General features: G+C 38.6%; 32 protein-coding genes. 5 read left to right on the top strand and 27 right to left on the bottom strand.

The features are described from left to right. Window position 1 precedes the first annotated feature (1 nt). From SOP96_RS09130 to SOP96_RS09100, 7 genes are all read right to left on the bottom strand, one after another. Window positions 2-2,188, bottom strand: a complete 2,187-nt coding sequence (locus SOP96_RS09130) for an NHLP family bacteriocin export ABC transporter peptidase/permease/ATPase subunit (RefSeq protein WP_326320675.1) — start codon at window positions 2,186-2,188, stop codon at window positions 2-4. 13 nt (window positions 2,189-2,201) lie between these two features. Continuing rightward, window positions 2,202-3,470, bottom strand: a complete 1,269-nt coding sequence (locus tag SOP96_RS09125) for an NHLP bacteriocin system secretion protein (RefSeq protein ID WP_326320674.1) — start codon at window positions 3,468-3,470, stop codon at window positions 2,202-2,204. Window positions 3,471-3,492: 22 nt separating this feature from the next. Further along, complete coding sequence (locus SOP96_RS09120) at window positions 3,493-5,064, bottom strand: TolC family protein (RefSeq protein ID WP_326320673.1); 1,572 nt, start codon at window positions 5,062-5,064, stop codon at window positions 3,493-3,495. A gap of 12 nt (window positions 5,065-5,076) precedes the next feature. Next, window positions 5,077-5,598, bottom strand: coding sequence for a cyclic nucleotide-binding domain-containing protein (locus tag SOP96_RS09115; RefSeq protein WP_326320672.1), 522 nt, complete (start codon window positions 5,596-5,598; stop codon window positions 5,077-5,079). Window positions 5,599-5,712: 114 nt separating this feature from the next. Further along, window positions 5,713-6,003, bottom strand: coding sequence for an NHLP leader peptide family RiPP precursor (locus tag SOP96_RS09110; RefSeq protein WP_326320671.1), 291 nt, complete (start codon window positions 6,001-6,003; stop codon window positions 5,713-5,715). A gap of 47 nt (window positions 6,004-6,050) precedes the next feature. Next, a complete protein-coding gene (locus SOP96_RS09105; RefSeq protein WP_326320670.1) occupies window positions 6,051-6,689 on the bottom strand; it encodes a helix-turn-helix transcriptional regulator in 639 nt (212 codons plus the stop codon). A 59-nt stretch (window positions 6,690-6,748) separates the two neighbouring features. Further along, window positions 6,749-7,390, bottom strand: a complete 642-nt coding sequence (locus SOP96_RS09100; protein WP_326320669.1) for a hypothetical protein — start codon at window positions 7,388-7,390, stop codon at window positions 6,749-6,751. A 231-nt stretch (window positions 7,391-7,621) separates the two neighbouring features. Between SOP96_RS09100 and SOP96_RS09095 the strand changes: the two genes are divergently transcribed. Then, the gene (locus SOP96_RS09095; RefSeq protein WP_326320668.1) at window positions 7,622-8,383 is read left to right on the top strand and encodes a response regulator transcription factor; all 762 of its coding nucleotides are present in this window, start codon (window positions 7,622-7,624) and stop codon (window positions 8,381-8,383) included. 5 nt (window positions 8,384-8,388) lie between these two features. On the opposite strand, the gene SOP96_RS09090 is transcribed toward SOP96_RS09095, so the two are convergent. From SOP96_RS09090 to SOP96_RS09005, 18 genes are all read right to left on the bottom strand, one after another. Next, window positions 8,389-9,129 (bottom strand): DUF3667 domain-containing protein, encoded by a 741-nt coding sequence (locus SOP96_RS09090; RefSeq protein ID WP_326320667.1) that lies wholly within the window; start codon window positions 9,127-9,129, stop codon window positions 8,389-8,391. A gap of 120 nt (window positions 9,130-9,249) precedes the next feature. Beyond that, window positions 9,250-10,419: a glycosyltransferase family protein gene (locus SOP96_RS09085; RefSeq protein ID WP_326320666.1), complete on the bottom strand. Its 1,170-nt coding sequence runs from the start codon at window positions 10,417-10,419 to the stop codon at window positions 9,250-9,252. 49 nt (window positions 10,420-10,468) lie between these two features. Next, on the bottom strand, window positions 10,469-12,019 hold the full coding sequence (locus SOP96_RS09080; RefSeq protein ID WP_326320665.1) for a type 2 lanthipeptide synthetase LanM: 1,551 nt from the start codon (window positions 12,017-12,019) through the stop codon (window positions 10,469-10,471). Between the two features lie 81 nt (window positions 12,020-12,100). Beyond that, window positions 12,101-12,295, bottom strand: a complete 195-nt coding sequence (locus tag SOP96_RS09075) for a hypothetical protein (RefSeq protein WP_326320664.1) — start codon at window positions 12,293-12,295, stop codon at window positions 12,101-12,103. Window positions 12,296-12,395: 100 nt separating this feature from the next. Continuing rightward, on the bottom strand, window positions 12,396-12,740 hold the full coding sequence (locus SOP96_RS09070; RefSeq protein ID WP_326320663.1) for a hypothetical protein: 345 nt from the start codon (window positions 12,738-12,740) through the stop codon (window positions 12,396-12,398). A 30-nt stretch (window positions 12,741-12,770) separates the two neighbouring features. Then, window positions 12,771-13,100 carry a class IIb bacteriocin, lactobin A/cerein 7B family gene (locus SOP96_RS09065; RefSeq protein ID WP_326320662.1) on the bottom strand — a complete coding sequence of 110 codons (330 nt, stop codon included), beginning with the start codon at window positions 13,098-13,100 and terminating at the stop codon, window positions 12,771-12,773. A gap of 30 nt (window positions 13,101-13,130) precedes the next feature. Further along, on the bottom strand, window positions 13,131-13,493 hold the full coding sequence (locus SOP96_RS09060; protein WP_326320661.1) for an NHLP leader peptide family RiPP precursor: 363 nt from the start codon (window positions 13,491-13,493) through the stop codon (window positions 13,131-13,133). A gap of 26 nt (window positions 13,494-13,519) precedes the next feature. After that, a complete protein-coding gene (locus tag SOP96_RS09055; RefSeq protein WP_326320660.1) occupies window positions 13,520-13,867 on the bottom strand; it encodes an NHLP leader peptide family RiPP precursor in 348 nt (115 codons plus the stop codon). A 31-nt stretch (window positions 13,868-13,898) separates the two neighbouring features. Beyond that, window positions 13,899-14,231 carry an NHLP leader peptide family RiPP precursor gene (locus SOP96_RS09050; protein WP_326320659.1) on the bottom strand — a complete coding sequence of 111 codons (333 nt, stop codon included), beginning with the start codon at window positions 14,229-14,231 and terminating at the stop codon, window positions 13,899-13,901. A gap of 26 nt (window positions 14,232-14,257) precedes the next feature. Then, on the bottom strand, window positions 14,258-14,590 hold the full coding sequence (locus tag SOP96_RS09045) for an NHLP leader peptide family RiPP precursor (RefSeq protein ID WP_326320658.1): 333 nt from the start codon (window positions 14,588-14,590) through the stop codon (window positions 14,258-14,260). Window positions 14,591-14,683: 93 nt separating this feature from the next. Further along, window positions 14,684-16,681, bottom strand: coding sequence for an adenylate/guanylate cyclase domain-containing protein (locus SOP96_RS09040; protein WP_326320657.1), 1,998 nt, complete (start codon window positions 16,679-16,681; stop codon window positions 14,684-14,686). A gap of 91 nt (window positions 16,682-16,772) precedes the next feature. Continuing rightward, the gene (locus tag SOP96_RS09035) at window positions 16,773-17,111 is read right to left on the bottom strand and encodes an NHLP leader peptide family RiPP precursor (protein ID WP_326320656.1); all 339 of its coding nucleotides are present in this window, start codon (window positions 17,109-17,111) and stop codon (window positions 16,773-16,775) included. Window positions 17,112-17,389: 278 nt separating this feature from the next. After that, window positions 17,390-18,421 carry an ACR3 family arsenite efflux transporter gene (gene arsB, locus SOP96_RS09030; protein WP_326320655.1) on the bottom strand — a complete coding sequence of 344 codons (1,032 nt, stop codon included), beginning with the start codon at window positions 18,419-18,421 and terminating at the stop codon, window positions 17,390-17,392. Window positions 18,422-18,430: 9 nt separating this feature from the next. Continuing rightward, complete coding sequence (locus tag SOP96_RS09025) at window positions 18,431-18,922, bottom strand: GNAT family N-acetyltransferase (RefSeq protein ID WP_326320654.1); 492 nt, start codon at window positions 18,920-18,922, stop codon at window positions 18,431-18,433. A 1-nt stretch (window position 18,923) separates the two neighbouring features. Further along, entirely contained in the window at window positions 18,924-19,535 is a 612-nt protein-coding gene (locus SOP96_RS09020) for an arsenate-mycothiol transferase ArsC (RefSeq protein ID WP_326320653.1), read from the bottom strand. A 27-nt stretch (window positions 19,536-19,562) separates the two neighbouring features. After that, complete coding sequence (locus SOP96_RS09015) at window positions 19,563-20,036, bottom strand: DUF6428 family protein (protein ID WP_326320652.1); 474 nt, start codon at window positions 20,034-20,036, stop codon at window positions 19,563-19,565. A 55-nt stretch (window positions 20,037-20,091) separates the two neighbouring features. Next, the gene (locus SOP96_RS09010; protein WP_326320651.1) at window positions 20,092-20,418 is read right to left on the bottom strand and encodes an ArsR/SmtB family transcription factor; all 327 of its coding nucleotides are present in this window, start codon (window positions 20,416-20,418) and stop codon (window positions 20,092-20,094) included. A gap of 126 nt (window positions 20,419-20,544) precedes the next feature. Then, a complete protein-coding gene (locus tag SOP96_RS09005) occupies window positions 20,545-21,498 on the bottom strand; it encodes a beta-1,6-N-acetylglucosaminyltransferase (RefSeq protein WP_326320650.1) in 954 nt (317 codons plus the stop codon). Between the two features lie 441 nt (window positions 21,499-21,939). On the opposite strand from SOP96_RS09005, the gene SOP96_RS09000 reads away from it, so the two are divergent. From SOP96_RS09000 to SOP96_RS08990, 3 genes are all read left to right on the top strand, one after another. Then, window positions 21,940-22,734: a DEAD/DEAH box helicase gene (locus SOP96_RS09000; protein ID WP_459349243.1), complete on the top strand. Its 795-nt coding sequence runs from the start codon at window positions 21,940-21,942 to the stop codon at window positions 22,732-22,734. 62 nt (window positions 22,735-22,796) lie between these two features. Beyond that, window positions 22,797-22,991: a cold-shock protein gene (locus SOP96_RS08995; RefSeq protein ID WP_326320649.1), complete on the top strand. Its 195-nt coding sequence runs from the start codon at window positions 22,797-22,799 to the stop codon at window positions 22,989-22,991. A gap of 139 nt (window positions 22,992-23,130) precedes the next feature. After that, complete coding sequence (locus SOP96_RS08990; protein ID WP_326320648.1) at window positions 23,131-23,589, top strand: MaoC family dehydratase; 459 nt, start codon at window positions 23,131-23,133, stop codon at window positions 23,587-23,589. 228 nt (window positions 23,590-23,817) lie between these two features. Here the strand turns inward: SOP96_RS08990 and SOP96_RS08985 are convergent, their stop codons facing one another. Beyond that, window positions 23,818-24,123: a hypothetical protein gene (locus tag SOP96_RS08985; protein WP_326320647.1), complete on the bottom strand. Its 306-nt coding sequence runs from the start codon at window positions 24,121-24,123 to the stop codon at window positions 23,818-23,820. Window positions 24,124-24,581: 458 nt separating this feature from the next. Between SOP96_RS08985 and SOP96_RS08980 the strand changes: the two genes are divergently transcribed. Continuing rightward, window positions 24,582-25,142: a GNAT family N-acetyltransferase gene (locus SOP96_RS08980; protein ID WP_326320646.1), complete on the top strand. Its 561-nt coding sequence runs from the start codon at window positions 24,582-24,584 to the stop codon at window positions 25,140-25,142. A 40-nt stretch (window positions 25,143-25,182) separates the two neighbouring features. On the opposite strand, the gene SOP96_RS08975 is transcribed toward SOP96_RS08980, so the two are convergent. Further along, the gene (locus tag SOP96_RS08975) at window positions 25,183-26,898 is read right to left on the bottom strand and encodes a hypothetical protein (protein WP_326320645.1); all 1,716 of its coding nucleotides are present in this window, start codon (window positions 26,896-26,898) and stop codon (window positions 25,183-25,185) included. Window position 26,899: the final 1 nt, after the last annotated feature.

Genomic DNA, 26,899 nt, shown 5'->3' with positions numbered 1-26,899 from the left:
TTTATTTTGTTTCAATTAATTGGGAATACACGCCGTTCATGCTCATTAATTCCTGATGCGTTCCGCGTTCTACTATTTTTCCGAATTCCATTACGATGATCTCGTCACAATCCATGATGGTGCTTAATCTGTGTGCTACAATAAGGCAGGTGCATCCTCTTTTTTTGATGTTGTCCATTACTGTTTTTTCGGTAGCGGGATCCAGTGCGCTGGTCGCTTCATCCATCACGAGAATAGAAGGATTGCTTACCAAAGCCCTTGCAATTTCAAGACGTTGACGCTGTCCGCCGCTGAAATTGGCACCGCCTTCCATCACCTTGCTGTCGTACGCATCGGTTCTTGCAGCTATCACATCATGAATAGCCGCATCTCTTGCCGACTGAACGATATTTTTTTCAGGAATTAAAGTATCCCAGAATGCGATGTTTTCATTAATGGTTCCATTAAAAACCAATACATCCTGGTCAATTACAGATAAGGATTCGGTAATAATATTTCTTGGAATTTCTTTTCTGGATTTTCCGTCCAGCAGCACATTTCCTTCCCAGGGATCATACAGTCCGGAGGCAATTTTGGCAACGGTTGACTTTCCGCTTCCGGAACCTCCCACCAATGCAACACGGCTTCCCGGTTTTAATTTTAAACTGAATTTTTCGACCAGTGGAGGAACAGTAGGATTATATCCGAATGTTACATTGTCCATTTCAAAATATCCCACTAATTTATTTTTTGGCGCGGATTCCATTTTTACCGCATTTTCTTCTCTGAACTGATTGTCGACTTCATAATTCATAACATCATCAATACGTCCCATATCACTTTCGGTTTCATGGAGCATCGCACCAACTGAAACTAGTTGGTTAATAGGATTAATAAAGTTGCTCATGAGATAGGTGAAAGCGACTAAAGCTCCTAAAGTCATTTGTCCGTCCATAATTCTCAATGCACCGATTCCTAAAATAGCACTCGTCGTTAAAGAGGTCAATAGTGGCGGGATGGTATTCAGTCTTGTGGAAAGCCAGCCTAATTCCTGCTGTGCATTGGTTACTTTAGCAAGATACCCGATCCAGTTGGTGAAGAAATCATTTTCGCGGCCTGAAGCTTTCAGGGTTTCAATCATGCTGATTCCTGAAGTGGTGGTTCCCAGCAGCTTTCCGGTTTCATTGGTCAGCTGGCGGTTTCCGTCTTTTCTCGCTCTGGAAACATATTGAAGAATAACGATGTTAATGACTGCCATGGTAATCCCGACAAGGGTAAGAATGACATCATATGAAAACATCAGCAATGCATAAAATATAACGACAATGACGTTCAGTGCGGCATTGGCAAGATCTCCGCTCAGAAGTTTGGCGACTTTATCGTTCAGCGAAACCCTGTTCCCGATTTCACCGCTGTATCGTTGGGTAAAAAAAGCAATCGGTAAATGGAAAACGTGCCAGAGAAATTTACTCGATGTAGCGAGGGCAAGCTTCGTTTCCAATTTTAATAAAAAATACTGCTGAATATAGACCAGAAGAGAGTTTACAATTAATATTCCGGCCATAATTAAAAGCAGCGGCATCACAAACCCTGAGAAATTATTCACTAAATATTTATCAATAAAAACTTTCAGAAAGGAAGGAATCACAAGTCCCGGAATGACCAGAAACAGACTCGCCAGGATGATAAAGAAAATGCTTTGCTTGGAATATTTAATCCTTGAAGCTAAAGAAGCCATTAATCCGCGCTTTTCATTTCCTTTTTCAAATTTTTCGGTGGTTTCAAATGTCAGGACAACGCCTGTATACGAATCATCAAATTCCTGATGGGTTACGGTATATCTTCCCTGGGCAGGATCACTGAGGTATACTTTATTTTTAGTAAAACCTTCCAACACCAGAAAGTGATTGAAATTCCAGAAAATAATAGCCGGTGTTTTAATCTGCATCAGCTTTTCAAGTGATTTGGCGTAGCCTTTTGCATCAAGCCCGTATTCTTTGGCAGCTTTGATGATATTGGTTGCTTTCAGCCCGTCTCTGGAAACACCGCATGCAATCCTCAGTTTTTCGAGAGGCACGAATTTTCCGAAATGCCCCAAAATAATACTTAAAGCTGCGGCGCCGCATTCTACGCTTTCCATCTGCAGCACAGTGGGAACTTTGGTAGGACGGGCCTGCTTTTCAATGGTTACTGTTGTATTATTTTTCATGGATGTTTTAGTTTTAATAAAGGTCAAAGAACTTTTTGAATGCAGGAACGACGATGGTTGCAGGCCTTTCTTCCTGAATGGTTACTTTACCCATGCAGGAGGTGCCTTCTTTGATGGTAACGTCCGGGCCTTTTGCGGAAGTCCATTTGAAGCCGCTGTAGGAGGCCGGATCTTTTTCGAAATCTACATGCACTTCGAATAATGGCCCCGAAGCCAGAAGTCCTTTTGCCAGCTGATCATTTTTAACGGAAGTCAGCATTCCTTTTTCTGTAATCGGGAAATCTGAAACGTAGGTCACCTTAGATTTGATAAATCCGTATTCCTGCGGCTGAACGGTAGAAGGGGCAACCAAAGCTTCCATTCCTTTTTTTATTTTTTTACCGTCTTTGGAAGGAATGTAAAGAACACCTTTCAGCCCGGCAAGTTTTGTAATAGCGCTTCCTTCATTTTTTACCTTAAATAAAGGGGAGCCAAGACCTACGACAACCCCTCTGTCTGTAAGAACTTCTACGACTTCACCTTCGTACGGACTCCGGATATTTTTCTGGGTATCGTATTTTTCTGTTAAAAACTGCAAGGTTCTCTCTGCTTCGGCAATTCTCTGATTTTGCAAGGTTACTTTCTGCTGAAGATCATAGCCCAGTGTATGCTTCTGGCTGGAAGTTTCCACCATCTGACCTTTCAGCCTTTCAATGGTGTTTTTTGAGGCTTCAATTTGCTGTTTGGTATTGGCAACCTGTGATTTTACAATTAAGCCTTTTGATAATAAACCGTTTTCAGACTCAAGCTGATTATTTAAGAAGGCGAGTTTCTTTTTCTCGGATTCTATTTCGCCCTGAATACTTACTCTGGTCTGGTTGATATATTCTCCCTGCAGGTGGTTTCCCTGGTTTCCGTAAGAAAGCAGTTTTCCCATTTCAAATTTTCTGTCGGCAAGCACAGCTTTGGCATCTTCAATCTGCTGGGAAAGTTCCGGCTGCTGGATGGTTGCTATGATGTCGCCTTTTCTCACTTTATCTCCAATGGCCACCTTCAGTTCTACGAGCTGGCCCTGAGCGGTGGAAACTACTTCATGGACATCGCCTCCCAATACGACACCTACTACGTCAAGCTTGGTTTTAACCCTGCCGAAAACTGACCATGTAATTCCTACACCCAATGCCAAAGCGATGGTGAGAAGGGCGATCCAGGCTTTTGGACCCGTTACTTTGATAAGCTGATCCAGCTTTTCCGGAGTGGAGAGCTTTTCTAATGCTGATTTTCTAAAAAAACTTGCTGACATCGTGAATATATTTAAAAGGTTATTAGTTGTTAGGTATGGTATAATATGATCGGGGATCTACGGTGAAGCCATTTTCTCCCTGCGAAATAAGCGTTCCCGTATCGTGGCGTAATGTGACAATCTGTGTGGCAAAAATCTGCTGTGCCTGCAGGTAATCCAGTTCGGATGAGGTAAGGCGTTCCTGGAATAGGATCACATTCAGAAGTGTTGTTAATCCGGTCTGGAACTTTTCCTGTTCGTTTCTGAAAGCTTCCTTATAAAACATCAGCGCTTCTTCCGCTTTTTTTAAAATGATGACGCTGCTGTTCAGATTATTGATATCGGTATTGATATTCAATAAAATATTTCTTTTAAGGTTTTCATTATTAACAGCCTGATCTTTTGAGGCTACTACTGCTTTGGCATAATTTCCTTTGGCTAAATTGTTATTCAGCGGGAAGTTGAACGTTAATCTTGCCCCGCCGCCGAAATTTCTTCCCTGATAATTGGAGAATGCATTAAAGGTATTGCCCAGTCCGTTTCCTACACTCGCGCTTCCGTAGAAGATAAAACCGGAAAGATCAAGCTGAGGCCTGAGATTGTTATGGGCAATATCGATTTCCATTTTAATGGCTTCAGCAACTCTTTCCACGGCTTTTATGTCTGCTCTCTTTTCAAGGGCAGTATTGATTAAGGCTTCTTTGTCAATAGAATTTCCGAATCCCGATTCTGCAACCGAAGGGAAATCATTTACCGGAACATCCAGCATAACACTTTCTGCTTCCGAAAGGCCGATTACTCTTCCAAGATTGAGTTTTGCATTATAAAGATTTTGTTCTGCAGCGATGGTTAATCTTTCCTGGTTGGCAAGGTCTGCATTTACCTGGGCAAGATCACCTGCAGGCTTTTTATCTGCTTTTACCAGTTCTTTCGTCATTTCCAGTACATTGCGAACTCTGGCTTCGTTTTGCTTGTAAATGTCAACACTTTTATAGGCTGTGTAGTAACTCCAGTACGCATTGGCGATCTGAAGAATTTCATAAGAGTTTGAATATTCAAAATTGTGCTTTGAGTTTTCAATATACAGCGCAGAAATTTTCTCATAAAGCGTATTCACATTTCCTCTTCCGCGGAGAAGCGGCTGGCTGAGTGTAAAGCTCATGTAGCTGGAATGGTTTCCAATATTAGGCCCTACATACTGGCTGAAATCGTTAAAAGGGTAGTTGTTCCTGTTGTATGAATATTGCAACCCGAATTCTGCAGTCTGCCCGGTCCGGAACTTTTTGGATAGAGAACTGGTAAGATCTACATTGTCGGTTAATATTCTGTTCAGGTATTGGTTTCTGGGATCGTTTTCAAAAAGATTATAACGGCTTTTTTTGTAGGTGATATCTGATCCGAGGTTAAAATCAAACATGCTTTTTTGTACAAGAAAATTGGCTTCTGCATCTTTAACGGACAGAAAGCTTCTCTGGATAGAAGGATTCTTTTCAAAAGCCATTCCTGATAATACAAAGAGGTCGCACGTGATTTTAGTCTGGGCGATGACCATATCAAAGCAAAATACAGAAACAATACCGGCACATTTTACAAGTACCCTTTTACAATTTTTCATCCTTACTAATTTTTAAACTTCAGAAAATCTGTTGAGTATCTGCCCGAATCTTGATCCGGCCTGCGCCACGCCATCCAGCACATTGATGTCAATCAGGTCTTCTTCTTCAGGCTTTCCATAACCCATCTGCTCGGTGGTTTTCCGCAGCCTGTTGGAAAGGAACAGAGCCAGCGCATAGTAGAAATTTGCCCTGAAGTCTGAATTGCTGGAAAGTCTTGAATCCATTACGTTTCTGGAGATTACGTAAGCAACGGTTGGCTGCGTGGCAATTACCGAAACGGAAGGAGATCTGGATTCCAGGAAAGACATTTCGCCAACAATTTCACCGGCTCCCAATGTTGCAATGGTTTCGTTATCCGTACCATCAGTACAAACAACCAGCTGCCCGGAAAGCACTATATATAAGTTGTCGATAGGCTGCCCTCGCTGGATAAGCTTACTGCCGGTTTTCAATTCAATTTTACTTCCATTTTTAATCATCCATTCTACATCGATGTCGTTTAATTGTCCTAAGAAAAAAAGTACACGTTTCATTATCTTTAAGTTTAAATGGTTATGCCAAATTATTTAATTATCAGTCTACGGATTTGCCATTTTTTGCGCGATAACGGACATGGCATTTTCCGCTTTTTTTAGAGTTCTGTTGTGTTATTTTAGATCATTAGTGTTGTTGCCGCCAACTATCTTATCCAGGTCTTTTTCATTTATTTCAAAGTCTGGATGAGGCTTTACCGGGATATTGATGTACAGATAGTCCGGGTCAGACTGATCGGTTACCTTGATTTTCTTGCCATTAGGAAGGTTTCTGCCAAAGAATGCTTCTAATGTCTTTTCAGGATCGGAGAGGAGTGATTCTTTAAATTCTTCATTGTTCCATGCTTCTTCTATGATCTTAAAAAGCACTTCCTGTCCTTTCCTTTGTTCGTTTGTTAGTTTCATATGAGTTGGATGTTTTTGTAATGCTGTCTCCGCACTACCTGCATTCTTTATTTTAAAGAATGAATAAGCTCTTTCGGCGACATATTGTACTGGGCTACAAATAGTTTTGAGAAATAATGAACGTCATTGTAACCGACTGCGTATGCTACCTGTGAAATTGAGTTCTGGATATAATTATCGATCAATTCTTTAGCTTTGTGCAGGCGAAGAATCCTGATATATTTGTTGGGTGAGAGATACAGCAGGCTGTTTATTTTGCGGTGAAGCTGTCTTTCACTTACGGCCATTTTATAAGCAAGATCATAGATGTTGATATCATTCTGGTTGATGGATCTGTAAATTTCTTTTTCAAGATTTACCAGCCAGTTCTGATCAGGCTTTGTAATTTTGGAAGGATTAATTTTTTTTGCACACATGCACTGCACATTTTCATTAGATTCATAAATTCCGAAAATATCGGGAAGCTCATGAAAAGTGAGGCTTACAGATTTCGATTTGATCTCTGTTAAAATTTCCTCGATCAGGTTATTGATTTGTTTGCTGCTGTTGAAAATAATTTCATGCCCCGGTTTTTCATTTTGTCTGCTGGCGGTAATGATGGTTTCCAGAGGATTTTTAATGTTGTGAACAATCTGGCTCAATACATCCGGCGAGTTCCAGTCAATAGTGTTAGTCATCGTATTCATAGCTCAGTTTTATATATGTTTGATTTGGTTAATGGTGTTTAATGATAGAATATCTTTTTTCAGGCAGTAATGTTTTGTGTAATAGAAGTAGGTTTTCTACGATGTATTAATTTTTTGTTTTGCTGGTAAAATTCTTTTAGTCCTTCATAATCCAAAGCAATAGGAATGGTTTCTGATCCGAGATAATTAATGGATTTTCCTAAAACTTTAGCCTTTATTCCCAGAAGCTTCATTGCTCTGAGAAGTTTGCTGTCGCATTCTGCAAAAGCCAGCCCTCTTTTTTTCTTACACAATGGAGCAATAGCGTAGACCATGAGTTTTTTAAATAAAAGCCGGTCTCCAATGTTTTTTCTGGTTGCAAACCTTCCGATATGCCAGATGGGCGTGCGGCGTTTTCTGCTGCTGAGTTGCAGAGGATCAATCTGGAATAACTTCTGAATAGGCAATTCCTGATTATAATCCCACTTTACAATTCTTATCACCCCTTCTATTTCTCCTGAAGAATCTTTTGAAACAAAAAATTCTGAATTGAAGAATAGATTAAGGTCTTCATAATACATTTTTGTGATCATGTCCTGGATATGTTCCGTTTCGTCTTCTTCATGGTCGGTATGATGGCTCATGTTTTCATTAACTACGAAATTTGCCAGGTCGGACAGCTGATCCATTTCGAGCTTTTCAAAATAGTTTTGTGATTTCATGGTGATTGGTTTATAACAAATCTATTTCATCAAAAAATGAAAACACCTACACTAAATGGTAGTATCTAAAGCTGCCATAAAAAACTATCTTTTAGTGTAGTTTTTCCTGATTGAGTGATAAAAGGTGTATGCAAAATAGTAAGTATGTATTTAATAATAAAACAGATATAATTTTTATAAAAAATGTATAATGTATAATTCTTTTCACTATTTTTGGAAAAAACTAAGGATATGAGTGCGAATGACATCAACTCTTTTTTTGACTCAAGAAACACAGTTGAGACTACATCAGATTTAGGTGACGAGACACTAAGTTATCTTGAACCCATTAAGTCTTTTGCCCGTGCTACCTACACCAGTATCTATGTAATTGACTATGAAAAACAGGGTTTTGAATTTGTTTCCGATAATGCCCTTTTCCTTTGCGGAAATACTCCGGAAGAGGTATTGCAGATGGGATATGCTTTTTATTTTAAACATGTACCGGAAAGCGACCTGCAGATGCTGCTGAAAATCAACAATGCAGGTTTTGATTTTTATGAAAAAATTCCTGTTTCCGAAAGGAAAGAATACAGCATTTCCTACGATTTTCATATAAAAAACCAAGAAGGCAGGGTGATTCTCATTAACCATAAACTTACTCCCATGTTTTTAACCAGGCAGGGTAAAATCTGGAAAGCCATCTGCATTGTTTCACTGTCTTCCGGTAAAGAAGCGGGAAACATAAAGATTTATAAAAAAGGAGAGAACAAAGTTTATCATTATGATCTAAAAACAGATGTCTGGAAAGTGACCGAACAGGTTTCCCTTTCAAAAAGAGAAAAAGAAATCCTCCAGCTTTCCACGAGAGGGCTCACTATTAATGAAATTGCCGATGCCATTTTCGTGTCGCCGGATACGGTAAAATTTCACCGCAGAAAACTTTTCGATAAGCTGGAAGTTACCAATATTTCAGAAGCAATTATTTTCGCAACCAATAATATGCTGATCTAGTAATTTCAATGTTTTAAAAATATATCCAGCTTTGTAGCTAAGGCGTTAACAGCTCCGTTAAAGAGCATAATGTACACCGTAATCAGTACTGTTCTCATGATTAATGAAATCTTTCCGTACTGGAATGCAGAAAAATATTCATAATAAAACCAGAAAATATAGATAATGGTGAGAACAGGAGTGATCGCCTTAAGATAGTAGAGTACTTCCACATTGGTATAAAATACCGTAATCATCGGGAAAATAAGCCCGATAATCAGCATGCCGATGGTAAGGTAAGTATTCAGGACAAGATTCTCTGTATAATTCTGTTTTGATTTTTTGAAGATGAAATAGCTTCCTAATCCATAAAAAGGTATTCCCGATAAAATGATGAGCTTATAATACTCCCTTAATAATTTTGAATATTCGCTTAATTGCTCCTGATTATAAATTTCGCTGGATTTTACTTTGGTGGCTCCTGTAATAACAAGGGTAATGGTAAGCACAAAAATAATGGCAGTGAAGGCATTGAAATGTTTCACCCTTTTTCCCTGTACATATTGCCTGATGCTGTGGCCGGGCCTGGTAAAAAGCTCTTTAACGGTATACAAAAATCCTTTATCCAGATGAAATACACCGTGCACAAGGTCATGCGCAAGGAAATGCTGCAAAGAAAAACGGTGCGTGGAAGTTTTTTGTCCGCATTGGGAACAATAATTATTTTCTGTTTCGCTGTTGCAGTTCAGGCATTTGTTGTGATTCATGGGATATTAATTTTTATGGCGTTGCTGTAAACGTTTATGGTTCCTGCAAAACTATTAAAAATTTTCATTCAGATATTTAACCAATGATTAATTAAATTATTTGTAGAGACGATGCAGAAATTATGTTAAAGCATATGCAATCACTTTTTCCATGTTGAAATCCGTAATGGTTTCATTGATTTCGTTCCGGAGATCATCCATCATTTTATAATCGATCAGGGTTTTATTTTCAAACTGTTCTATCTTTTTTAGGAAAATATTCCAGTATTCCGGATTGTCGTCCGGATGAGGGATATGTGCAGAAACACCAAGTTCCTGCAATCTCAGCGCAACATCTTCACGGTCATAGCATTGTGTGCCGAGAGTAAGAGAAGGGATTCTGTTCATGATCGGATAATGATACATTCCGGAACCGCACTGGTGAATGACAAGGTCTGAAATCCCGCAGATATGATGCAATGGAAGGATTTTATTATACAGTATTTCCCGGCTGTATTTTTCATTAATTCCACAGTAACAGGTGGTAATAACAGCATAATTTCGTTGTACAAAAAATTCAATGAAATTTTCAATAGGTGTTTTGTCGATGGTTCCGGTCGTTATAAAAACAACAGGCTTTCCTTTATTATTGCATAAAAATTCTTCCAGCCTTACCGACAGGTTTTTTGAAGGTTTGTCCATCACAACCAGGGGGCCGGAATAAAAATAGGAGTTGCGGTTTTCTATATTTTCCGGTAATCGTTCGATGGTTGGAATACCGGGAATAATCTTAGCTTTCGGATGGGCATATTGTGTTAAAAACGGAGCATTAAAATCTTCATTTGATGTGAATAAAACCGAAGGATTTTCAGAAGAATTTCCTGTATTTCCTTTTTCTAAAGAATGAACATGCTTCTCATTTCTGTGGGATTTATCAATAGACCTGAAAATTCCCGTCCGCTGAATTGAAATTCTCGGGATTTTATTTTTTTCGGCAATTAATGGAGACAGCATGGAGGTATCTTCAATAATCAGTGATGGCTGTACGATCTCGTAGGCTCTTTTTTCCATATCTATTATATCTTCTTTAATTTCCTGCGGCGAGCCGGGCTTCAGCAAATTTTCTTTTAAGGTGTAATTTACAGGCACAAAATCTATCCCTTGCATAGTGAGAAGCTTCTGCGAATTGTCGTTAACCAGGAAATGATTTTTGATCCCTGAATTATCTCTCAGGTATTTTTGCTGCAAAACGTAGAGCGGAAGGAGATGCGAAAGGCCTCCGGCAATATAAGGGATGGTAAGAATATTCATCTGTGATGGTTGGTTTAAAGTTAAAAATTTCACGAAAAGATAGCATGAATCAGGCATTCATGTCCAGCCATTTCAAAATGTAGCCGGTTTGCTCGTCTTTGTGCTTTTCGGATAAAATATGTATTCTCTGCCTGATATTTTCAACACAATTATATTTAAATATCTCAACGATTTCACCTTCCTGCAAATGTGAATCGGAACTGTTAAGATTAAAAAAAGGAATATCTCCTTTCAGCATCTGAGCCATTTCGCTGTCCAGAATAAACTGTAAATTTTTAAAGCCTTCCTTTTGGTAAGCTTTTGACATCAGCTCATATAATTTAGAATGATAGGCTTCAAAGCTCGCCATAAAAGCGGCTCCTCTCATATATTTCAGAATTCTGAAGTATACAAATGTAGGTCGCCAGATGTATCGTGTTTTTTGGCTGCTGAAATAATTAACGGGAGAACCGGGAGAGAGCAATTCTTCTTTTGCATTCATAAACAGATCATAAGCGGCAGAAAAGCCCTTTAAGAAAGATGCTTTATAGTGGGTTACGAAAATATTTTTCCCATTGTAAACAGGAATATTCTGCTTTATCAGTTTTCTGAAAACAAAACGGGTTTCTCTTTTAGAATCTATGGTATTGGGATGTATTATCTTCATTTCCATATCCATTGTTTCCACATTTCCTGCAACGCCGTATCCTGCGCATTGAAGGGTTGCTCCCGTGTCCTGATTAACGATCAGCATGCTTTCAAGTACTGAAAATTCCGGAATTTTGTGCGCTTCATCCCAGGTGCGTATGGAGGGCTGATTTTTCAATACCGGCTGAATAATGGTTTCATGGTCTATTATAACAGGATCTTTTCCGGCAGCAATCAGATTTTCAGAATGATAGTCTTTGCTTCCCAAAAGAAAGGTCACAGCTAAAAGAATTCCTGCCTTGTAATAATATTCTTTTAATTCCTCATCAGAATCTACAGGAACATAAGGTACAAATTCCAGCCAGCCGTACTTTTTAAGGTTGATGCATTTTAAGGTTTTCAGTTTTACATCAAGCTTTGCATTAACCCAGTCAATAAACAGGTTGTAGGAAACAGAAGTGTCCAGGCTTCTTGGTTTGTAGATCAGTTTAAAACCGCCGGACAAGGTAATCAGTGCTGTGCTTTCTCCACCGTGCCCGTCGCCGAGGCTGGTGTCGATATCAATGATTGCCGCATCATTTGCGATGGAAAAGGTTTCTGAAATAAGATCAATATCTTTATGGAAATTTGAAAATATATTTGCAACATGAAGAGCGTAATTTTCAGCCATTACCGTCAGCATTTTATCTAAAACAGGATATTTTACCGGTAATGATAAAAGTGCCGATCTTGTGTAATCGGGATAAAAATTTTCACCGCTGTTTTTAAAATGATTCAGTTCTTCCTGTAATGTTATTTCTGCAGCAGAACTCATTTCCTGAAGAAGATTTTGGTGCAGCTTGTCTTTCACTGTAACGGAGATCGTCCTGTTTTCAAGCGTCTTTACGAAATTTTCTGTATAATGAAGGAGAATGTCTGCAAACGGTATGCTTTCATGCTCATTTTCTACTGAATGTACAATTTGATTTTTCATGGGATCTGTATTTTGGGCAGGTTATGACCATGTCAATAACAATTTATTGACAAAGCAGATGGATGACAGTCTGTTATTAGTTTATTTTTCTACATGTCCGGAGCTTTGCTTTTTGCTTCTGGCCAGTGCAAAAATAACCGCTGCAAAAGTTATGATATAAATACCATCCAGCCACGGATCTTTAAATGTTGCAGTTCTGAAATCAAAATGCTTGTAAATAACAACGCCTAAAATGATAGCAATAATTACGAGTGCAGGTCTTAAAGTATTTTTCATGATTCAATATTTATAGTTGTAAATATACAGGGATAAAACCATCAAACAACCACTCAAAAGGGTGGTTGTTTGATTATTCAGATTGTATATATCTGTTATGCTATAAGTGAGAAACCGCCCAGCAAACAGCAATGGCAACTCCAAATCCTACAACAGCAGGGCTTACACCACCGGCAACCAGCTCCAGTTGTTCTTCGGTAAGTTCCAGTTCATCCAGATTCATTTTAGCAGGAATGTTAAAATAAATCACAGAATCATTGGTCTGATCTTCCACAACGATTTTTTTGTTATCTCTTAGCGTTAGTTCTTTTCCTGTAACCTGCTCAATGGCACCTACCGGGTTTTTTATCAGTTGGTCTTTAAAAGCTGCGCTATCCCATGCTTTCTGTATAAGAGTCTGCATTAATTCTGCACCTCTCTGCTGATCTTGTATTGTAATTTTCATTGTTTTAATTTTTGTTGTGATTTAAAAATTTTATTGATGTGTTGCTGCCCAAACTGCAACTCCTGCTGCGAAACCAAAGTAGAAAGAAGGAGAAATTCCGCCGGCTACCATTTCCAGCTGCTCTTCGGTAAGCTCAAGATTATTAAGCTCAACTTTTCTCGGAATATTAAAGTAAACTGTAGAAGCATCGCTTTGATCTACTACTACCAGCTTCTGGCCTTCTGCCAAACTGATTTTATTACCTGTTAATCTTTCCATAGCTTCCACCGGGTTAGCGATTAATTCATTTTTGAATTGTGCATCTTCCCATGCTCTTTCAATTACTTGAGCGTTCAGTTTTTGTTCTTGTGTTAATTCCATGATTGTAATATTTTGTTGTTAGTATATAATTTAGAATGTTGTTAAAATTGGCATTGTAGGGACAAATGGCCCTGTTGTTCCGCCAGGGAAAGGAAACGTTGTGTCTCTTGGAGGCCAGATTGCAGCTCCTCCGGAAACAGCTTCCAGCTGCTCTTCGCTTAGTTCCGCATCGGCGGTATTTTTCGGAGCGGTCGGGATGTTGATGTAAACCGAAGATTCATCAGTCTGGTCTCTTACTACCAGAGTTTTTCCTTCCGGTAAATTCAGTTTTTTACCTGTGAATTTTTCAATAGCTGCAACGGGATCATTGACAAGCTCTTTTTTGAACTCTGCATCTTCCCATGCTTTCTGTACGATTTCAGCGTACGCTTTTTGTTCTTGAGTGAATTCCATTTTGTTATATTTAAAGTTAGTTTTAGTTACATCTCGCTAAAAATAGGAGGGAAAGGGTTGTAGGGGCCGGGGAACGGAAACTCCGGTATGCATCCTCCTATGGCAATACCTCCGGAAACGGCTTCCAGCTGCTCTTCATTCAGTTCTGCATCTACAGAATTTTTAGCTGGTGCAGGAATATTGATGTGGATAACCGATTCATCAGTCTGGTCTCTTACCACCAGTGTTTTTCCTTCCGGCAGGTTCATTTTTTTACCTGTAAATTTTTCAATAGCTGCAACGGGATTATTGATAAGTTCTTTTTTGAACGCTGCATCTTCCCATGCTTTCTGTACGATTTCAGCGTACGTTTTTTGTTCGTGAGTAAATTCCATACGTATTAATTTTTTGTATTTGTTTGATTTTTTATTTTGGTGAAAAAAGGCTGAATGAGCATAAAAAATCTACCACCTCTTTCACACCCGGAATTGCAGCTCCTCCTGCAACCATATCCAGCTGGTTTTCATTAAGTTCAACATCTTCATGATCAGGCTTTGCCGGAATGTTGATGTATACGGACGAACCGTCTGTCTGATCCCGGACTATAATTTTTTTACCTTCAGGAAGATTCAGTTTTTTTCCTGTGAGTTTTTCAATAGCTTCAATGGGGTTGTTTACCAATTCATTTTTGAACTCTGCGTCTTCCCATGCTTTCTGTACAATTTCAGCGTACATTTTTTGTTCTTGAGTGATTTCCATACTATTTGTTCCTTGTGTTGTGGTTATTATAATTTTATAAAATCTTGCAGCTTTGGGAATAAGGCGTCTACAATGCTTCCCATTACGTTTTGCCCTCCCCCTGCAATCGCTTCAAGCTGATCTTCGGAAAGTTCCATATTTTCCAGATCCGGCTCAGAAGGGATGTTTACGAAAATCTTAGAATGGTCAGACTGGTCTGCTACGATCAGCTCTTTTCCTTCCGGTAAGATGATCTTTGCGCCGGTGAGGTTTTCAATAGCCGCTACCGGATTCTCAATTAATTCTTTTCTGAAAGTCTGGTCTTCCCAGGCTTTAGAGATTACTAATTGTAATACTTGTTGTGCAGTTTTTACTTCCATTATTTCGTTGTTCTGATATTGTAAAGCTACACCGTTTAAGAATGATAAATTTGCCAAAATCGCCGACAGGAATGTCAATTTATTTTTTGGATTTTAATTTCCAATAAAAGCCACAGCAGCGTAGGATGCCGATGTTTCCTGGTTTCTTTCCACAAAATACATCTTGATTTCCCCTTTTCCCTTTACCTGGATATTTCCTCTGTAGTGAAAAGAAAAGTCTTTTTCATCCTTAATCTGTTCATATAAATATTCGCTGATGTTTACTTTTCCGGTCATGCCGTTGCTCTCCATCCGGCTTGCTGTATTTACGGTGTCGCCCCAAACGTCGTACTGGAATTTTTTTACACCTACAATTCCCGCAACAATAGGCCCGACGTGGATTCCCAGACGCATTTCGAATACCGGTTTTCCAGATGTATTTTCCTGCTTTCTTTTCAGCATAAATTCCTGCATTTCAATACCTGCGGAGACAATGTTCCGTAAAGAATCTTTATAAGGCTGGGGAATTCCGCCTGCTGCCATGTAAGAATCGCCAATGGTTTTTATTTTTTCGATTTTGTATTTCTCAGAAATACTGTCAAACGCCTTAAAACAGATATTGATCTCCTCAACCAGCTCCTGAGGCGAGAGTTTCTCTGAAGTTTCCGTAAACGATTTAAAATCGGTAAAAAGAATGGAAACCATACTGAAATTTCTGGCATCAACATAGCCTTTTTCTTTAAGCTCGTCGGCAATTTCCTGCGGAAGAATGTTCAATAATAATCTTTCTGAATTATCTTTTTCAATACGGATGGCTTCTCTGGATTTTTTCATGAAAGCCAGCCGGTTCCAAAGGCCGGCTGCAATAATCAGGATAAAAAACAGCGTGAGCATGATATAGTTTTTCTGCCTTTCCTTTTTTTCCACTTCTTCTTTATGCATGGTCTGGATGAGATGTTCTTTTTTAACGAAAGAAATGCTGTCCAGCAATTGCTTCTGCTGAAATTCCATTCCTAAAATTTTATTGGAAGTCTGTTCAGACTGGAGACTGTCTTTGTACGCCTGGTTCTTTTCATAATAATTTAATGCTTTGTTGCTGTTGCCTAATATTTTGTAGGCTTTGTACAGACAATCACAGGCATCTTTTTTTACACTTACGGCACCCAGCTTTTCAGCCATAGAAAGAGCGGTTTCACATTTTATCCTTGCCTCTTGAGCTTTCCCTTTTTGCAGAAAAATATTTCCGATGGCGATCTGCGAGACACTTGTATATTGAAGGTTGTTTATTTTTACAGCGGTTTCCAGAGACTGGTTGTAGTACTTTCCTGCCTGCTCCGTATCATTCTGCATTCTGAAAAGTTCTCCCAGATTAAACAAAACCTCCGTTATTTTTTGTTTGTCATTTAAAGATTTGGCGATTTGTAAAGATTTAATAAAATTATCATGTGCGTTTTTAAAATCATGCTGCTTCATATATACTTCCCCAATTCCGTTCAGATTTTGAGATAAAGCTTTATTATCATTCAGGTTTTGATAAATCGCATTTGCCTTTTTGTAATATTTCATGGCATTAGCAAAATCTTTGATGTTGAGATAAATTCCGCCCATGTTCTGGGTGGTGGCTGCTATAATTTTTTTATCTCCGAGTTTTTCCTGAATTCCGACGGCTTTTTTATAATATTCCAATGCTTTCAGATGATTTCCCAGATAGTAATGAATAGCCCCGATATTATTCATCGCAGAAGAAACCCCTTTGATATTGTTGATTTTCTGATACATTTCAGCACACTGGTTGAAGTAATTCATGGCTTCCAGGTATTTTCCCTGGTAATAATACATGGTTCCGATTTTATTTAAGGCATCTCCGGTTGCTTTAATATTTTTTTCTTTTTTGTAAATATCGAGGCTGTTTTCGAAGGAAAGCAACGCTTCGGAATACTTTCCGGCATTCTGAAGCTCTTCACCTTTTTTATAGAAATTCTCTCCGGTTTGTGTGGTTTTCGGAGCCGGATTTTTAACCGGATCAGCACTTACCTGACCGAAAAATCCCAGTTTCTGTGTTCCCAGTACCAGGAAAAAGAGTATCGTTGAAAGTATCTGAAACCTTTTCATAATTCTTTGTACTTTAAATTGTAAGCAAAAACGTATACATCCAGAGGCTGAATATATACGTTGAATGTTCTTTAGTAAATGGAATTTTAACTTAATTCCCACCAAATAAACCGCCATTCGAATTACTGATAATAAGAATTACCGGCGGCGGATCAGCCTGTCCTGCACCTCCGGCTACGATATCCAGCTGATCTTCGTTCAGCTCCATGTCATCCATATCGGGTTCTGCCGGAATATTGATAAATATTGTTGCCGGGTTAGACTGGTCTACCACGGCAATGTTTTTACCCTCTGGAATATTCATAGAACGTCCTAAAAAACTTTCAATCGTTTGTTTAGGATGGGCAATGAGATTTTGCTTAAATACCGGATCCTTCCACGCCTTCTGTACGATGGATTGCAGGGCTTCCTGTTCATTCTTAGTGCTCATTTTGATAGTTTTTTGGAATGTTTACTAATGTAAAAGTACTCCGACCAGAGCTGACATAACCGCCAAATAATCTGTTTATCTGGCACAATCATTAGAATTTGAGATTAAAGATTTGAGATTTGAAATTTGAAATTAAAAATTTAGAGCGGTATTTTAGAGTAAATAAAAACCTTAACAAATTAATGTTAAGGTTAATGGCTGCATTTTATATAATTGGATATATAAAAATGTGACCTTTTGAAGTATATAGTATTTACTTTAAAATGTTTCAGTCAATACTAACTGTAATACCTTTTTTTCAGCCATAAGCTTACTTTTACAAGCATGATAAGAACCGGAACTTCCACCAATGGGCCTATCACACCTACAAATGCCTGCCGGGAACTGATCCCGAAAACTGCGATGGAGACGGCAATGGCCAGCTCAAAATTGTTTCCTGTAGCCGTAAAGGCAATGGAAGCGTTTTTGTCATAAGGAACCTTGTATGCTTTGTTGATAAAGAAACTTACAAAAAACATCAGCACAAAGTACACGATAAGAGGAACTGCCACTTTTACCACGTCTAAAGGCAGCTTTACAATGGCATCGCCTTTCAGGCTGAACATCAGTACAATTGTAAAGAGCAATGCATATAAGGTAAGGGGAGAGATGGCAGGAATAAATTTTCTGTTGTACCATTCGTTTCCTTTTAATCTGATTAAGAAATAACGGCTTAAAAATCCGGCAAGGAAAGGAAATCCCAGGTAAATCATAACACTTTGGGTGACATCAGCCATAGAGACGGTTACATTAAAATGAGCAAGCCCCAGTTTTTCGGGTAAAATGTTGATGAAAAGCCACACCATAAAACTATAGCTTACTACCTGAAAAATACTGTTCAGTGCTACCAGAAGCGCTCCGTATTCCCGGTTGCCTTTTGCCAGGTCGTTCCATACAACAACCATGGCAATGCATCTTGCGAGGCCGATAAGAATCAGCCCGATCATGTAATCCGGCTCGTTTCTTAGAAAAAGAAGGGCCAGTATAAACATTAAAATGGGTCCAATCACCCAGTTTAGTAGTAAAGAAATTCCGATGGTTTTTTTATCCTGGAAAATTGTAGGAAGTAATGTATAATCAACTTTTGCCAACGGCGGATACATCATGATAATCAGTCCTGTTGCCAACGGGATATTGGTGGTTCCGGCAGACAGCGCATCGGTAATTTTGGCAATTCCGGGAAAGAAATATCCCAAAGCTATTCCGAGAAACATGGCCAGAAATATCCATAGTGTAAGGAAGCTGTCGGGAAATTTTAATTTTGTTTGCATTCCATTTTTTTAATCCGTTCCTACCACTTTGCTCCTTCTTTCCATGATCACGCTATCTTTCCAGACATCCTGCAGTTTGCCAATCTTTTCGCGGTAGCCTACAATCCTGAATCCGAACCGTTGATGCAGTGCTATCGTTGCTTTATTTTCGGGAAACATTCCCGACTGCAAAGTCCAGATTCCATTGGCTTCACTTTCTTTGATAAGATGTTCCATTAGTATTTTTCCGACACCTTTTCCTCTGTGATTTTCGGATACGTAAATGCTTACTTCAGCAACACCTTCATATACGCAACGGCTGCTTACTTTAGATACAGCGGCCCATCCCAATGCTTCATTGTTTTCAAAAGCTATGAGCCTGCTGTGGTACAGTTTATTTTCATTCCAGCTTTCCCAGGATGGAACGGCGGTTTCGAATGTTGCCATACCCGTGTTCATACCTTGCCTGTATATTTCAGCAATATCCGGATAATGATCTTTAGTAATTGATATAATTTCCATTTTATTTTTTTATCTGTGAAAAAACATACAACATTTCAGCGCCGATTTCCAGGCTTCTTTCATGATAAATTCTTGTCTGTTCCGGTGTACCATCAGAAATTTTAGGATCTTCAAAAGTTATCGGGATGCGTTTTTCTGCCCCCGCAATAAAAGGACACCCGCCATCTGCCTGAGAACAGGTCATTACTGCTGCAAATTCCCTTGCAGGATTAAAAGGATGGTCATATTTTTTAGAAAAACCGATAACGGGATGGCTGTTTTCGTCATATTTTACAGCATACACAGGATTTTCGGAATCAGAAATTTTTGTAATGGAAAAGCCTTGTCCCGATAAGGTTTCCACAGCCTTAGGAAATAATGCCGTTTCCTCAGTTCCACCCGAATAACAAGCAACATCAGGAACATCAAAATAAGCAGCGGCTGTCTGTGTCCATATTTGTGCTAAATGGCTTCTCCTTGAATTATGGGTACAGATAAAATTAATTCGGATTTCTTTTTTTTCATCCGCCTTTTTCTGAATAAAGTCAATTAAAGGGGCAAGTGTATTTTTTCTCTCCGGGCTTATTTCCTGATTTTTCATCAGCAGCACAGTTTTTAATAATGTAGGGTACATTGTTCAAAGTGTATTATGTGGTTAAATTTAGCAGCATCCTGAATTTGGACTGCAACACGAAGATGAACCAGAAGAAAGTTCAGATAAATTGATTTTTTGCTTTTCTGCAGGAATTCCGCAGGCTTCCTGTGCTAAACAGGCTGTGGCTGTATTTTTAAGGATGAAATTGTTCCCGTTAAATTCAAGATGGTATTTCCCGATTGTATTATTCTGGTATTCTACTTCAATTTCGCCATCTTCAAGGCCAAGCTTTTCTTCAGAGAGCCTGATGATATTGAGAAGTTTTGTTGGTTTCAGCCTGTGTTCGAAATCATTGGCATTCCATAATTGGAAATTGACTGTTTTTTCCTTTCGGATCGTCCCTCCGCAGTCAATAAAATGCTTGGTAACGGCTCCAACTTCTGTTATATGGAAATGTTCGGGAACATATGATCCGTCTTCCAGCTGAAATTCAACATTTTCTAATAACGGTAAGATGTCTTTAATTTCTGATAATTTCATATAGTTTATTTATTGATTAAATGCAATATTACGATAAATGATGGTAAAAAAACGCTTAGCAGCATTTCTGGTTGGAGACCGTGACGATAATTTTTGAAAAGTAATCTTTCAGTATGGCAAATGTATTTTCATCAATGCAGTAGCAGATCGCTGTTCCCTCAATGTTTCCTTTGATGAGCCCGGCATTTTTCAATTCTTTTAAATGCTGTGAAACGGTAGCCTGTGCCAAAGGTAATTTGTTGACGATGTCTCCGCAGATGCAGGTGTCAACTTTCAGCAAATATTCGATTATGGCAATTCTTGCAGGATGCCCCAATGCTTTGGCAATGACTGCTATTTTATTTTGTTCGTCTGTAAAATGATCTGTTTTGGTTACTCCCATGAAATAATATTATATCGCAATATTACGATTAATAAATTGATAATCCAAATTGAATGAGGTTATTTTTAAATGTTTGATTTCAATGATGCCGGAAAACAAGGTATTATTGTTATTTGCATCTGAATATTAAGACCAGTTGTTGTCGCGGTCTTCCCGTTTCAGCTCTCTCTGTACCTCATCAATTTCCTTTAAGGGAATAAGAAAACTGTCATTAATGTATTGAAGAATACTTTCGTTGGTGGTATTATTCACTTTTCTGATAAAAAGCTGATTGCTTTTTTTAAGCGATTCAATGAGTTCTTTATGATATTCGTCTTTATTAAAAAAGTTTTTCTCAATGGTTGCTCTTTTATCATCATTTACAATAATATCCTTGAAAACCGTATTCATGAGAACCGTCTGAAAGAAAGATTCTGCCGGTAGAAGAGTATGGAGGTAATAGTCTTCAAAGTCCATCACCCGTTTGTTATTAATAAGAAAAGTACAGGTTTCTCTGGTAAACATGAACCATTTTCCGCCGATGTAAGGAATTACGCCATCCATAAACTCTCTTTTATATATTAACGAAGAAATTTTATATGATAATTCCGTAAAGTGATTTTGTATCCTTTGGAGTGTATCAGGTCTGTAATATTTCTGGTCGTAGTAAAAAATATAATTTCTGCCATTATTGGACGTAAGAAACCTGCGGATGATATTTTGAGATTTCAGCGGATAATCTTCTCCGCTCAGATTGATGAAATAATCCCATTCCCTGCTTACATTCAGCAGGTATTCCATTGCATTGAGTTCTGCCTGGATCATGCTGAAACCTCCGGGAACGATATGGATACTTTCCAGGATATAGACATTCGGATACTGCATCAGGTACACCTGGATTTCTTCCGTAACTTGCGGTTTGGCCTTTCTGTCGATATGGATAAGGTAAAACTGATCCCGGGTATAGATTTTTTCGAACATAGCCCGGAAAACATCCGGCTTGTGATGTAGCATAATAAAATAGGCAATCCTAACCTGTCTTGGAGAATGCTGATCCTGTGTTTCGGGTTGTGTTTGCGGGAGGTTCATGTGGGTTTGCATCGGTACGGAATTTAAATCATCCGCACTTTGCAAACAATTTGTTTTGAGGTGTAAGCTACGAATAAAATTTTGATAATCAATTAATTATATTTGATATTTTATGCTTTGTTTTACCGTATATTTGCCATGTATTCATAAGACAGGTTCCTGCCTTTGCTAAAACTGGCATCGTTTAAATCATATTTAGATCTTTCAGTCTTGCTTTTACAGCTGCCCGATTATTAATCCGATTTCGAATTAACAACCGGAACTTCAATTCCGAAAATGATAAGAAATGGCACGTTATTGCAGGCCGCCCGATATTTTGAAGAATAGGGAAAGCCAAGCAAAAAAACTGATAAATAGAAGGTGCTGAGCTTTATTTATTTATCCTTACAAAATTACCTATTCAGATTCCGAAAGCGGATCTGCCCACAATATGCCGGGAATTCCCGAACAATCATGATCAGTTTTAAAAATTTACATTTAATCAACCCCATCGTTCGTGCCGTAACAGAAGCCGGATATTCCAAGCCTACGGAGATACAGTATTCTGCAATTCCCCATATCCTGGCCGGGAAAGACATCATCGGATGTGCACAGGCTGGTACCGGAAAAACTGCCGCATTTGCGATGCCTATTCTTCAGCTGTTGAAAAAACATACTCCGGACCACAACGAAATAAGAACGTTAATTCTTACTCCCACCAGGGAACTGACGATACAGATTGAAGAAAACTTTGGAATTTACAGCAAATATCTTCCTCTTTCCCAGCTCTCTATTTATGGAGGTGTTTCCGCAGGAAGCCAGCTTGCTGCTTTAAGGAAGAGGGTAGATGTTCTTGTGGCAACACCGGGGAGGCTTCTTGACCTGGCGGCACAAAGGCATATTGATCTTTCCAAAATAGAAATCCTGGTGCTGGACGAGGCAGACCGAATGCTTGATATGGGTTTCATGAATGATGTGAAGAAAATCCTGAAGATGCTTCCACAGAAAAGACAAACCCTGTTTTTTTCTGCGACAATGCCTGTAAGTATCCGCAATTTTGCAGAAACGATGCTCCATAATCCTGTTGAGGTAACGGTAAATCCTGTTTCGTCGACGAAGAGCGTGCACCCGAATGTTCAGGAAACTTATGCTCACCGGATCGGAAGGGCAGGAGCCGAGGGAACAGCTATTTCTTTCTGCCATTCAGAAGAGCAGGCAGATTTAAAAAGCATCCATGAACTGATGGGCTTTACTATGCCGGCCGGGTAATTTCAAAAATGAATCTGTAAAGTGTACAGACAACATATTATATTAAATTAATACTCATTACAATGCAAACAGGTACCGTAAAATTTTTCAATGAAGCAAAAGGCTTCGGGTTTATTTCTCCTTCAGAGGGGGGAAACGATATATTTGTACATTCTTCGGGATTAAATACAAGATCCATCCGTGAAAACGATCAGGTTGTATTTGATGTACAGAAGGGCGACAGAGGTTTAAATGCTGTCAACGTGAAACTCGCATAATATAATTAAGTATATTAAATTTATTTCGTTATACCATCAGCCTCTCGCTTTATGCAGGAGGCTTTTTAACCGTTCAGGCATTATACGAGCGGAAATAATGTTTTTTAGCTCATGTATTTAACAATTAAATAAAAAAACAATGGTTATTATCAACAATTATGAAGAATACAAATTGCTGGAGGATAAAATGGTCGGCAGTTCTTCCTGGCATACTATTGATCAGGATCAGATTAACCGGTTTGCAGATGCCACGCTGGATCATCAATGGATTCATGTAGATCGTGAAAAAGCGGAAAGTGAAGGGCCCTATCAATCTACAATTGCGCATGGCTACCTTACGCTTTCTTTAATCCCCTACCTTTGGAAGCAGATCGCAGAGGTGCGTAATGTGAATCTCGAAATCAATTACGGAATAGAGAATTTCAGATTCGGGATTCCCGTAAAAGTTGATTCTGAAGTTTCTCTTCAGGCTACGGTAAGATCTGTCAATAACCTTAAAGGAATGGTTAAAGTGATTGTAGGGGCAAAACTTATTATTAAAAATGAGCTTAAACCTGCTTATACCGGCGACGTCGTTTTTCTTTATCAATTCAAATAAAGTTCATTAAATTTTTACAGGAATTACCGTAAAAATTATTATGCTAAAAAAGTGTTTGCGGACATGGAAAACCACCGTTCGGCTTTTAACATAGCTTTTACATTTAGTTTGAAATGAATTGATCCAAGATTGAATTGATAGGAATGAACCAACCATCACCGGATATTAAGGCCAACGGGTCTCCTTTTATTTTTTTATCTGAATTTCATGGAATTATATATGAGCTTATTAAGAATAAACGCTTGTAATAACACCGCTTCCGATGGTTCCCGACTGATCTTCAAACTCGAAATCCATTCCTTCATAAAGCTGATCAATTGCTATATCATCGCTTATCAATGTAATTTCGGCATTGATTATATCTCCGGGAAATACGAGTTCTGTTTCCGGAAAGGCCTGGCTTGCAATATACAATTTGCTCTCAAATGCAAATTTCAATGAAGCCCGGAAACCCGATGAAACCGGGGTGACGATGCCGCCATCTTCTGTTGTATTGTACGTCATTAATGCTTTGAAATGGGGGCGTTTTTTCATAGGTAAATTTTTAAAACGAATCAGCCGAAATGTAATAAAAATGCTGGTGCATCTTTTTTTGCTGTAAATGTAAGGCCTTCTTTATTTCTTTCTGAAAGATAATGAAATATTTGAATCCGCTTGCAAAAGACATTAAAGATCAATACAGATTGGCAGGAGCATGTCAGTTTTTCTGATATAATTTCAGGATATTTCGTCTTGTAATTTGTAAGCGGGCAGTAGGTTTATTACGTTCTCAAAATAAACTTCTGCATGGGGAGATGAGACTCTTGTCCAGAATCAATTTTAAATAATTGTAATCTCCATTTTTGTTAATAAATGTTAACAGATAAAAATGGGATTGCTCTCTTTTTTTAAATAATTTTGCGGCGTAAAAAGTGAAATATTCTACTGTTTACTGATGTAAATAATTGAAAGAACGATTACTATATAACGTGTATAAATTTTTAAAAAAAGCAATGATACGTGCAAAAAAGGAAGATATACCTAAACTGATATCAATATTAACTGAGTCTTTTGAAGACAACAAATCTGCAAATTTTGCTGTAAAAAACAAAAAATCGCTTCCTGGGCTTTTTAAATATTCAGTTGCTAAAGGTTTTCTCTGTGGTGATGTCTGGATGAATGATGATAAAACAGCTTGCGCTATTTTGCTCGATCCGAAAAAAAAATCAGGTTTGCAATCTTTCTGGCTTAATCTTACTCTCATCTTTGGTGTTGTGGGATTATCAAGGATCAAGAAGGTTCGCAGGAAAGAAAATATTACTCAGCAAACCCTTCCTCAGGATATAGATTATATTCATTTGTGGTTTCTGGGTGTTGAACCGAAGATGCAGGGCAACGGAAAAGGAACTTTGTTTTTGCAGGAGCTTATAGAATATTATCGATCTTCCAAACAAGCCATGTGTCTTGAAACTTCTACTCTGGTGAATATCCCTTTTTATGAGAAACAGGGCTTTTCGAGATATGCTACAAAATATTTCGGGTTTGAGTTCTTTTTTTATATCAAGCAGCTTTAACATACAGAGGAGTCCTAAAATAAACTCCTCTGTATGTAAATTATTGATCAATATCCGGCAGGGCCCCGAGAGTAAATTCCACATGTTTTTCCTGATAAACATTAGGGTATCCCATAGTAGGTACAATTAACGTTAAATAGATCCTTTCATACGGCTCATAATTTTTTAAAGCATCCGAAAAGGACTGGATATCATATACCGGATGGGAGCCCACCGATTTAATGAGTGTTCCTGGCAAAATATTGTTGCGATGTAAAGCGCCACCTTGTGTAATAGGTCCTGCAAATATGCATCTGATATTCTGTAACGGAGCATTATATCCGTTGAACATATACAGCTGGCCTTCCCACGGAATTGGATCAATCATACCCATTGAAGGCTTGTATTTCGGTACTTCTTTGGCCATGACGGGCTGGGTCACTGCATGCTGAACAGATATTGTTTTCACACTGCTGTAGTCTTTAACCAATTTTGTCATTTCTGTGCTGTTCAGGACTCTTTGTATGGATGTTTTGCCGACCCCCTTGTTATTTCCCCAGCGTACTCCGTTGGCAACAAAGCCTACATAATCTTTTTTGCCCAATGCCGCTACTGCCGCTTCAATATCAGGTGTAAGGTTAGGATCGTTTTTAGTTAAAGCTTCTGCATACTGGAGATGAAAATTCTGCAATTTTTCATTGCCTTCGGCCTTAGCTTTTTCAGCTGCAGCAAGATGGTTTTTTATAGCTTCCTCTTCAGATATATCAGGAAAAAATACTTTTTCAAACGAATTTATCATATCTTCATCTGCATCATACATTTCTATTCTCGTACCGTTAATAGTTTCTTTATCATATTGGGAGTTCACCTGCTCATTAAAAGATGATTTCATAGATTTTTTGCTGCTCCCGAATCCAAGAAATGCCCACCCGCTTGATCTTTGACTGACACTGCTTTTATAAGCTTCGCTAAGGACATGATTTACTACGGCACTGGCATCAATATGCGCATTTATGTAGCTTACTTTAGAATTTTTAAACTTATAGCTTACCGATATATCTCCGTTCCCCTCTGACAATACATTCTTCGTGTATTCCGTCGGGTTTTCTATCTTTATATTCCGGAAAGTGCCATTCACAATATATGTACCGGGAATACTCTGATTATATATGATCTGACCTCCTGCTTCCACAGTAAATTCCACCTCATTGGGAGAAACAATCTGGCTCTGAAAGCTAGTGTTAAAATCATTAATGAGTTGCTGCTGCGGTGCAATTACTGTGGCTTCGTATTGGTTAGCTAACGATATAAAATGATTGCTGAGCGATGGATTGGAATTTAGCAGAGGGTTCAGCAACGGCTGTCCATTCATATTTTTAACGACAGGAGGGTAATATGCCGGCACGGTGGTACTCTTTATTGCTGCGCCAATGGATGCTTTCTGGCTTTCATTGGGAAGTGCCAGTTCCTGGGTGATTGGGATTACCAACGTCCGAATGTCGTCGGAATTTTTATAAGTCTCTCTTCCTTTACTGTCTATATATTTAATATTATTTACATCAAACTTAAGAATAGGCAAAATATACACTCTCCCCATACTGCCTTTAGGAACACTCTCATAAAAACCGTGAACTGTATAAGGTATGTATTTCCCATTTCCGTCTAAAGCAATATAATTGATTACCGAAAACCTGTTTGTATTGGGAGGTATCGGTTGAGAATACAAATCTGCTGTACCGGCAATCAGTATCAAAAAGATGGTGAAAAGATTTTTCATG

Source organism: Chryseobacterium salviniae (assembly GCF_035819015.1).
GTDB lineage: Bacteria > Bacteroidota > Bacteroidia > Flavobacteriales > Weeksellaceae > Chryseobacterium > Chryseobacterium salviniae.
The sequence above is the reverse complement of the archived record's forward strand: the minus strand, read 5'-3'. Positions and strand labels throughout refer to the sequence as shown.

Bases quoted from the DNA above. Each gene is read 5' to 3' on its own strand.
- SOP96_RS09130 (WP_326320675.1), bottom strand. From the start codon at position 2,188: ATGAAAAATAATACAACAGTAACCATTGAAAAGCAGGCCCGTCCTACC.
- SOP96_RS09125 (WP_326320674.1), bottom strand. From the start codon at position 3,470: ATGTCAGCAAGTTTTTTTAGAAAATCAGCATTAGAAAAGCTCTCCACT.
- SOP96_RS09120 (WP_326320673.1), bottom strand. From the start codon at position 5,064: ATGAAAAATTGTAAAAGGGTACTTGTAAAATGTGCCGGTATTGTTTCT.
- SOP96_RS09115 (WP_326320672.1), bottom strand. From the start codon at position 5,598: ATGAAACGTGTACTTTTTTTCTTAGGACAATTAAACGACATCGATGTA.
- SOP96_RS09110 (WP_326320671.1), bottom strand. From the start codon at position 6,003: ATGAAACTAACAAACGAACAAAGGAAAGGACAGGAAGTGCTTTTTAAG.
- SOP96_RS09105 (WP_326320670.1), bottom strand. From the start codon at position 6,689: ATGAATACGATGACTAACACTATTGACTGGAACTCGCCGGATGTATTG.
- SOP96_RS09100 (WP_326320669.1), bottom strand. From the start codon at position 7,390: ATGAAATCACAAAACTATTTTGAAAAGCTCGAAATGGATCAGCTGTCC.
- SOP96_RS09095 (WP_326320668.1), top strand. From the start codon at position 7,622: ATGAGTGCGAATGACATCAACTCTTTTTTTGACTCAAGAAACACAGTT.
- SOP96_RS09090 (WP_326320667.1), bottom strand. From the start codon at position 9,129: ATGAATCACAACAAATGCCTGAACTGCAACAGCGAAACAGAAAATAAT.
- SOP96_RS09085 (WP_326320666.1), bottom strand. From the start codon at position 10,419: ATGAATATTCTTACCATCCCTTATATTGCCGGAGGCCTTTCGCATCTC.
- SOP96_RS09080 (WP_326320665.1), bottom strand. From the start codon at position 12,019: ATGAAAAATCAAATTGTACATTCAGTAGAAAATGAGCATGAAAGCATA.
- SOP96_RS09075 (WP_326320664.1), bottom strand. From the start codon at position 12,295: ATGAAAAATACTTTAAGACCTGCACTCGTAATTATTGCTATCATTTTA.
- SOP96_RS09070 (WP_326320663.1), bottom strand. From the start codon at position 12,740: ATGAAAATTACAATACAAGATCAGCAGAGAGGTGCAGAATTAATGCAG.
- SOP96_RS09065 (WP_326320662.1), bottom strand. From the start codon at position 13,100: ATGGAATTAACACAAGAACAAAAACTGAACGCTCAAGTAATTGAAAGA.
- SOP96_RS09060 (WP_326320661.1), bottom strand. From the start codon at position 13,493: ATGGAATTCACTCAAGAACAAAAAGCGTACGCTGAAATCGTACAGAAA.
- SOP96_RS09055 (WP_326320660.1), bottom strand. From the start codon at position 13,867: ATGGAATTTACTCACGAACAAAAAACGTACGCTGAAATCGTACAGAAA.
- SOP96_RS09050 (WP_326320659.1), bottom strand. From the start codon at position 14,231: ATGGAAATCACTCAAGAACAAAAAATGTACGCTGAAATTGTACAGAAA.
- SOP96_RS09045 (WP_326320658.1), bottom strand. From the start codon at position 14,590: ATGGAAGTAAAAACTGCACAACAAGTATTACAATTAGTAATCTCTAAA.
- SOP96_RS09040 (WP_326320657.1), bottom strand. From the start codon at position 16,681: ATGAAAAGGTTTCAGATACTTTCAACGATACTCTTTTTCCTGGTACTG.
- SOP96_RS09035 (WP_326320656.1), bottom strand. From the start codon at position 17,111: ATGAGCACTAAGAATGAACAGGAAGCCCTGCAATCCATCGTACAGAAG.
- arsB (WP_326320655.1), bottom strand. From the start codon at position 18,421: ATGCAAACAAAATTAAAATTTCCCGACAGCTTCCTTACACTATGGATA.
- SOP96_RS09025 (WP_326320654.1), bottom strand. From the start codon at position 18,922: ATGGAAATTATATCAATTACTAAAGATCATTATCCGGATATTGCTGAA.
- SOP96_RS09020 (WP_326320653.1), bottom strand. From the start codon at position 19,535: ATGTACCCTACATTATTAAAAACTGTGCTGCTGATGAAAAATCAGGAA.
- SOP96_RS09015 (WP_326320652.1), bottom strand. From the start codon at position 20,036: ATGAAATTATCAGAAATTAAAGACATCTTACCGTTATTAGAAAATGTT.
- SOP96_RS09010 (WP_326320651.1), bottom strand. From the start codon at position 20,418: ATGGGAGTAACCAAAACAGATCATTTTACAGACGAACAAAATAAAATA.
- SOP96_RS09005 (WP_326320650.1), bottom strand. From the start codon at position 21,498: ATGCAAACCCACATGAACCTCCCGCAAACACAACCCGAAACACAGGAT.
- SOP96_RS09000 (WP_459349243.1), top strand. From the start codon at position 21,940: ATGATCAGTTTTAAAAATTTACATTTAATCAACCCCATCGTTCGTGCC.
- SOP96_RS08995 (WP_326320649.1), top strand. From the start codon at position 22,797: ATGCAAACAGGTACCGTAAAATTTTTCAATGAAGCAAAAGGCTTCGGG.
- SOP96_RS08990 (WP_326320648.1), top strand. From the start codon at position 23,131: ATGGTTATTATCAACAATTATGAAGAATACAAATTGCTGGAGGATAAA.
- SOP96_RS08985 (WP_326320647.1), bottom strand. From the start codon at position 24,123: ATGAAAAAACGCCCCCATTTCAAAGCATTAATGACGTACAATACAACA.
- SOP96_RS08980 (WP_326320646.1), top strand. From the start codon at position 24,582: ATGATACGTGCAAAAAAGGAAGATATACCTAAACTGATATCAATATTA.
- SOP96_RS08975 (WP_326320645.1), bottom strand. From the start codon at position 26,898: ATGAAAAATCTTTTCACCATCTTTTTGATACTGATTGCCGGTACAGCA.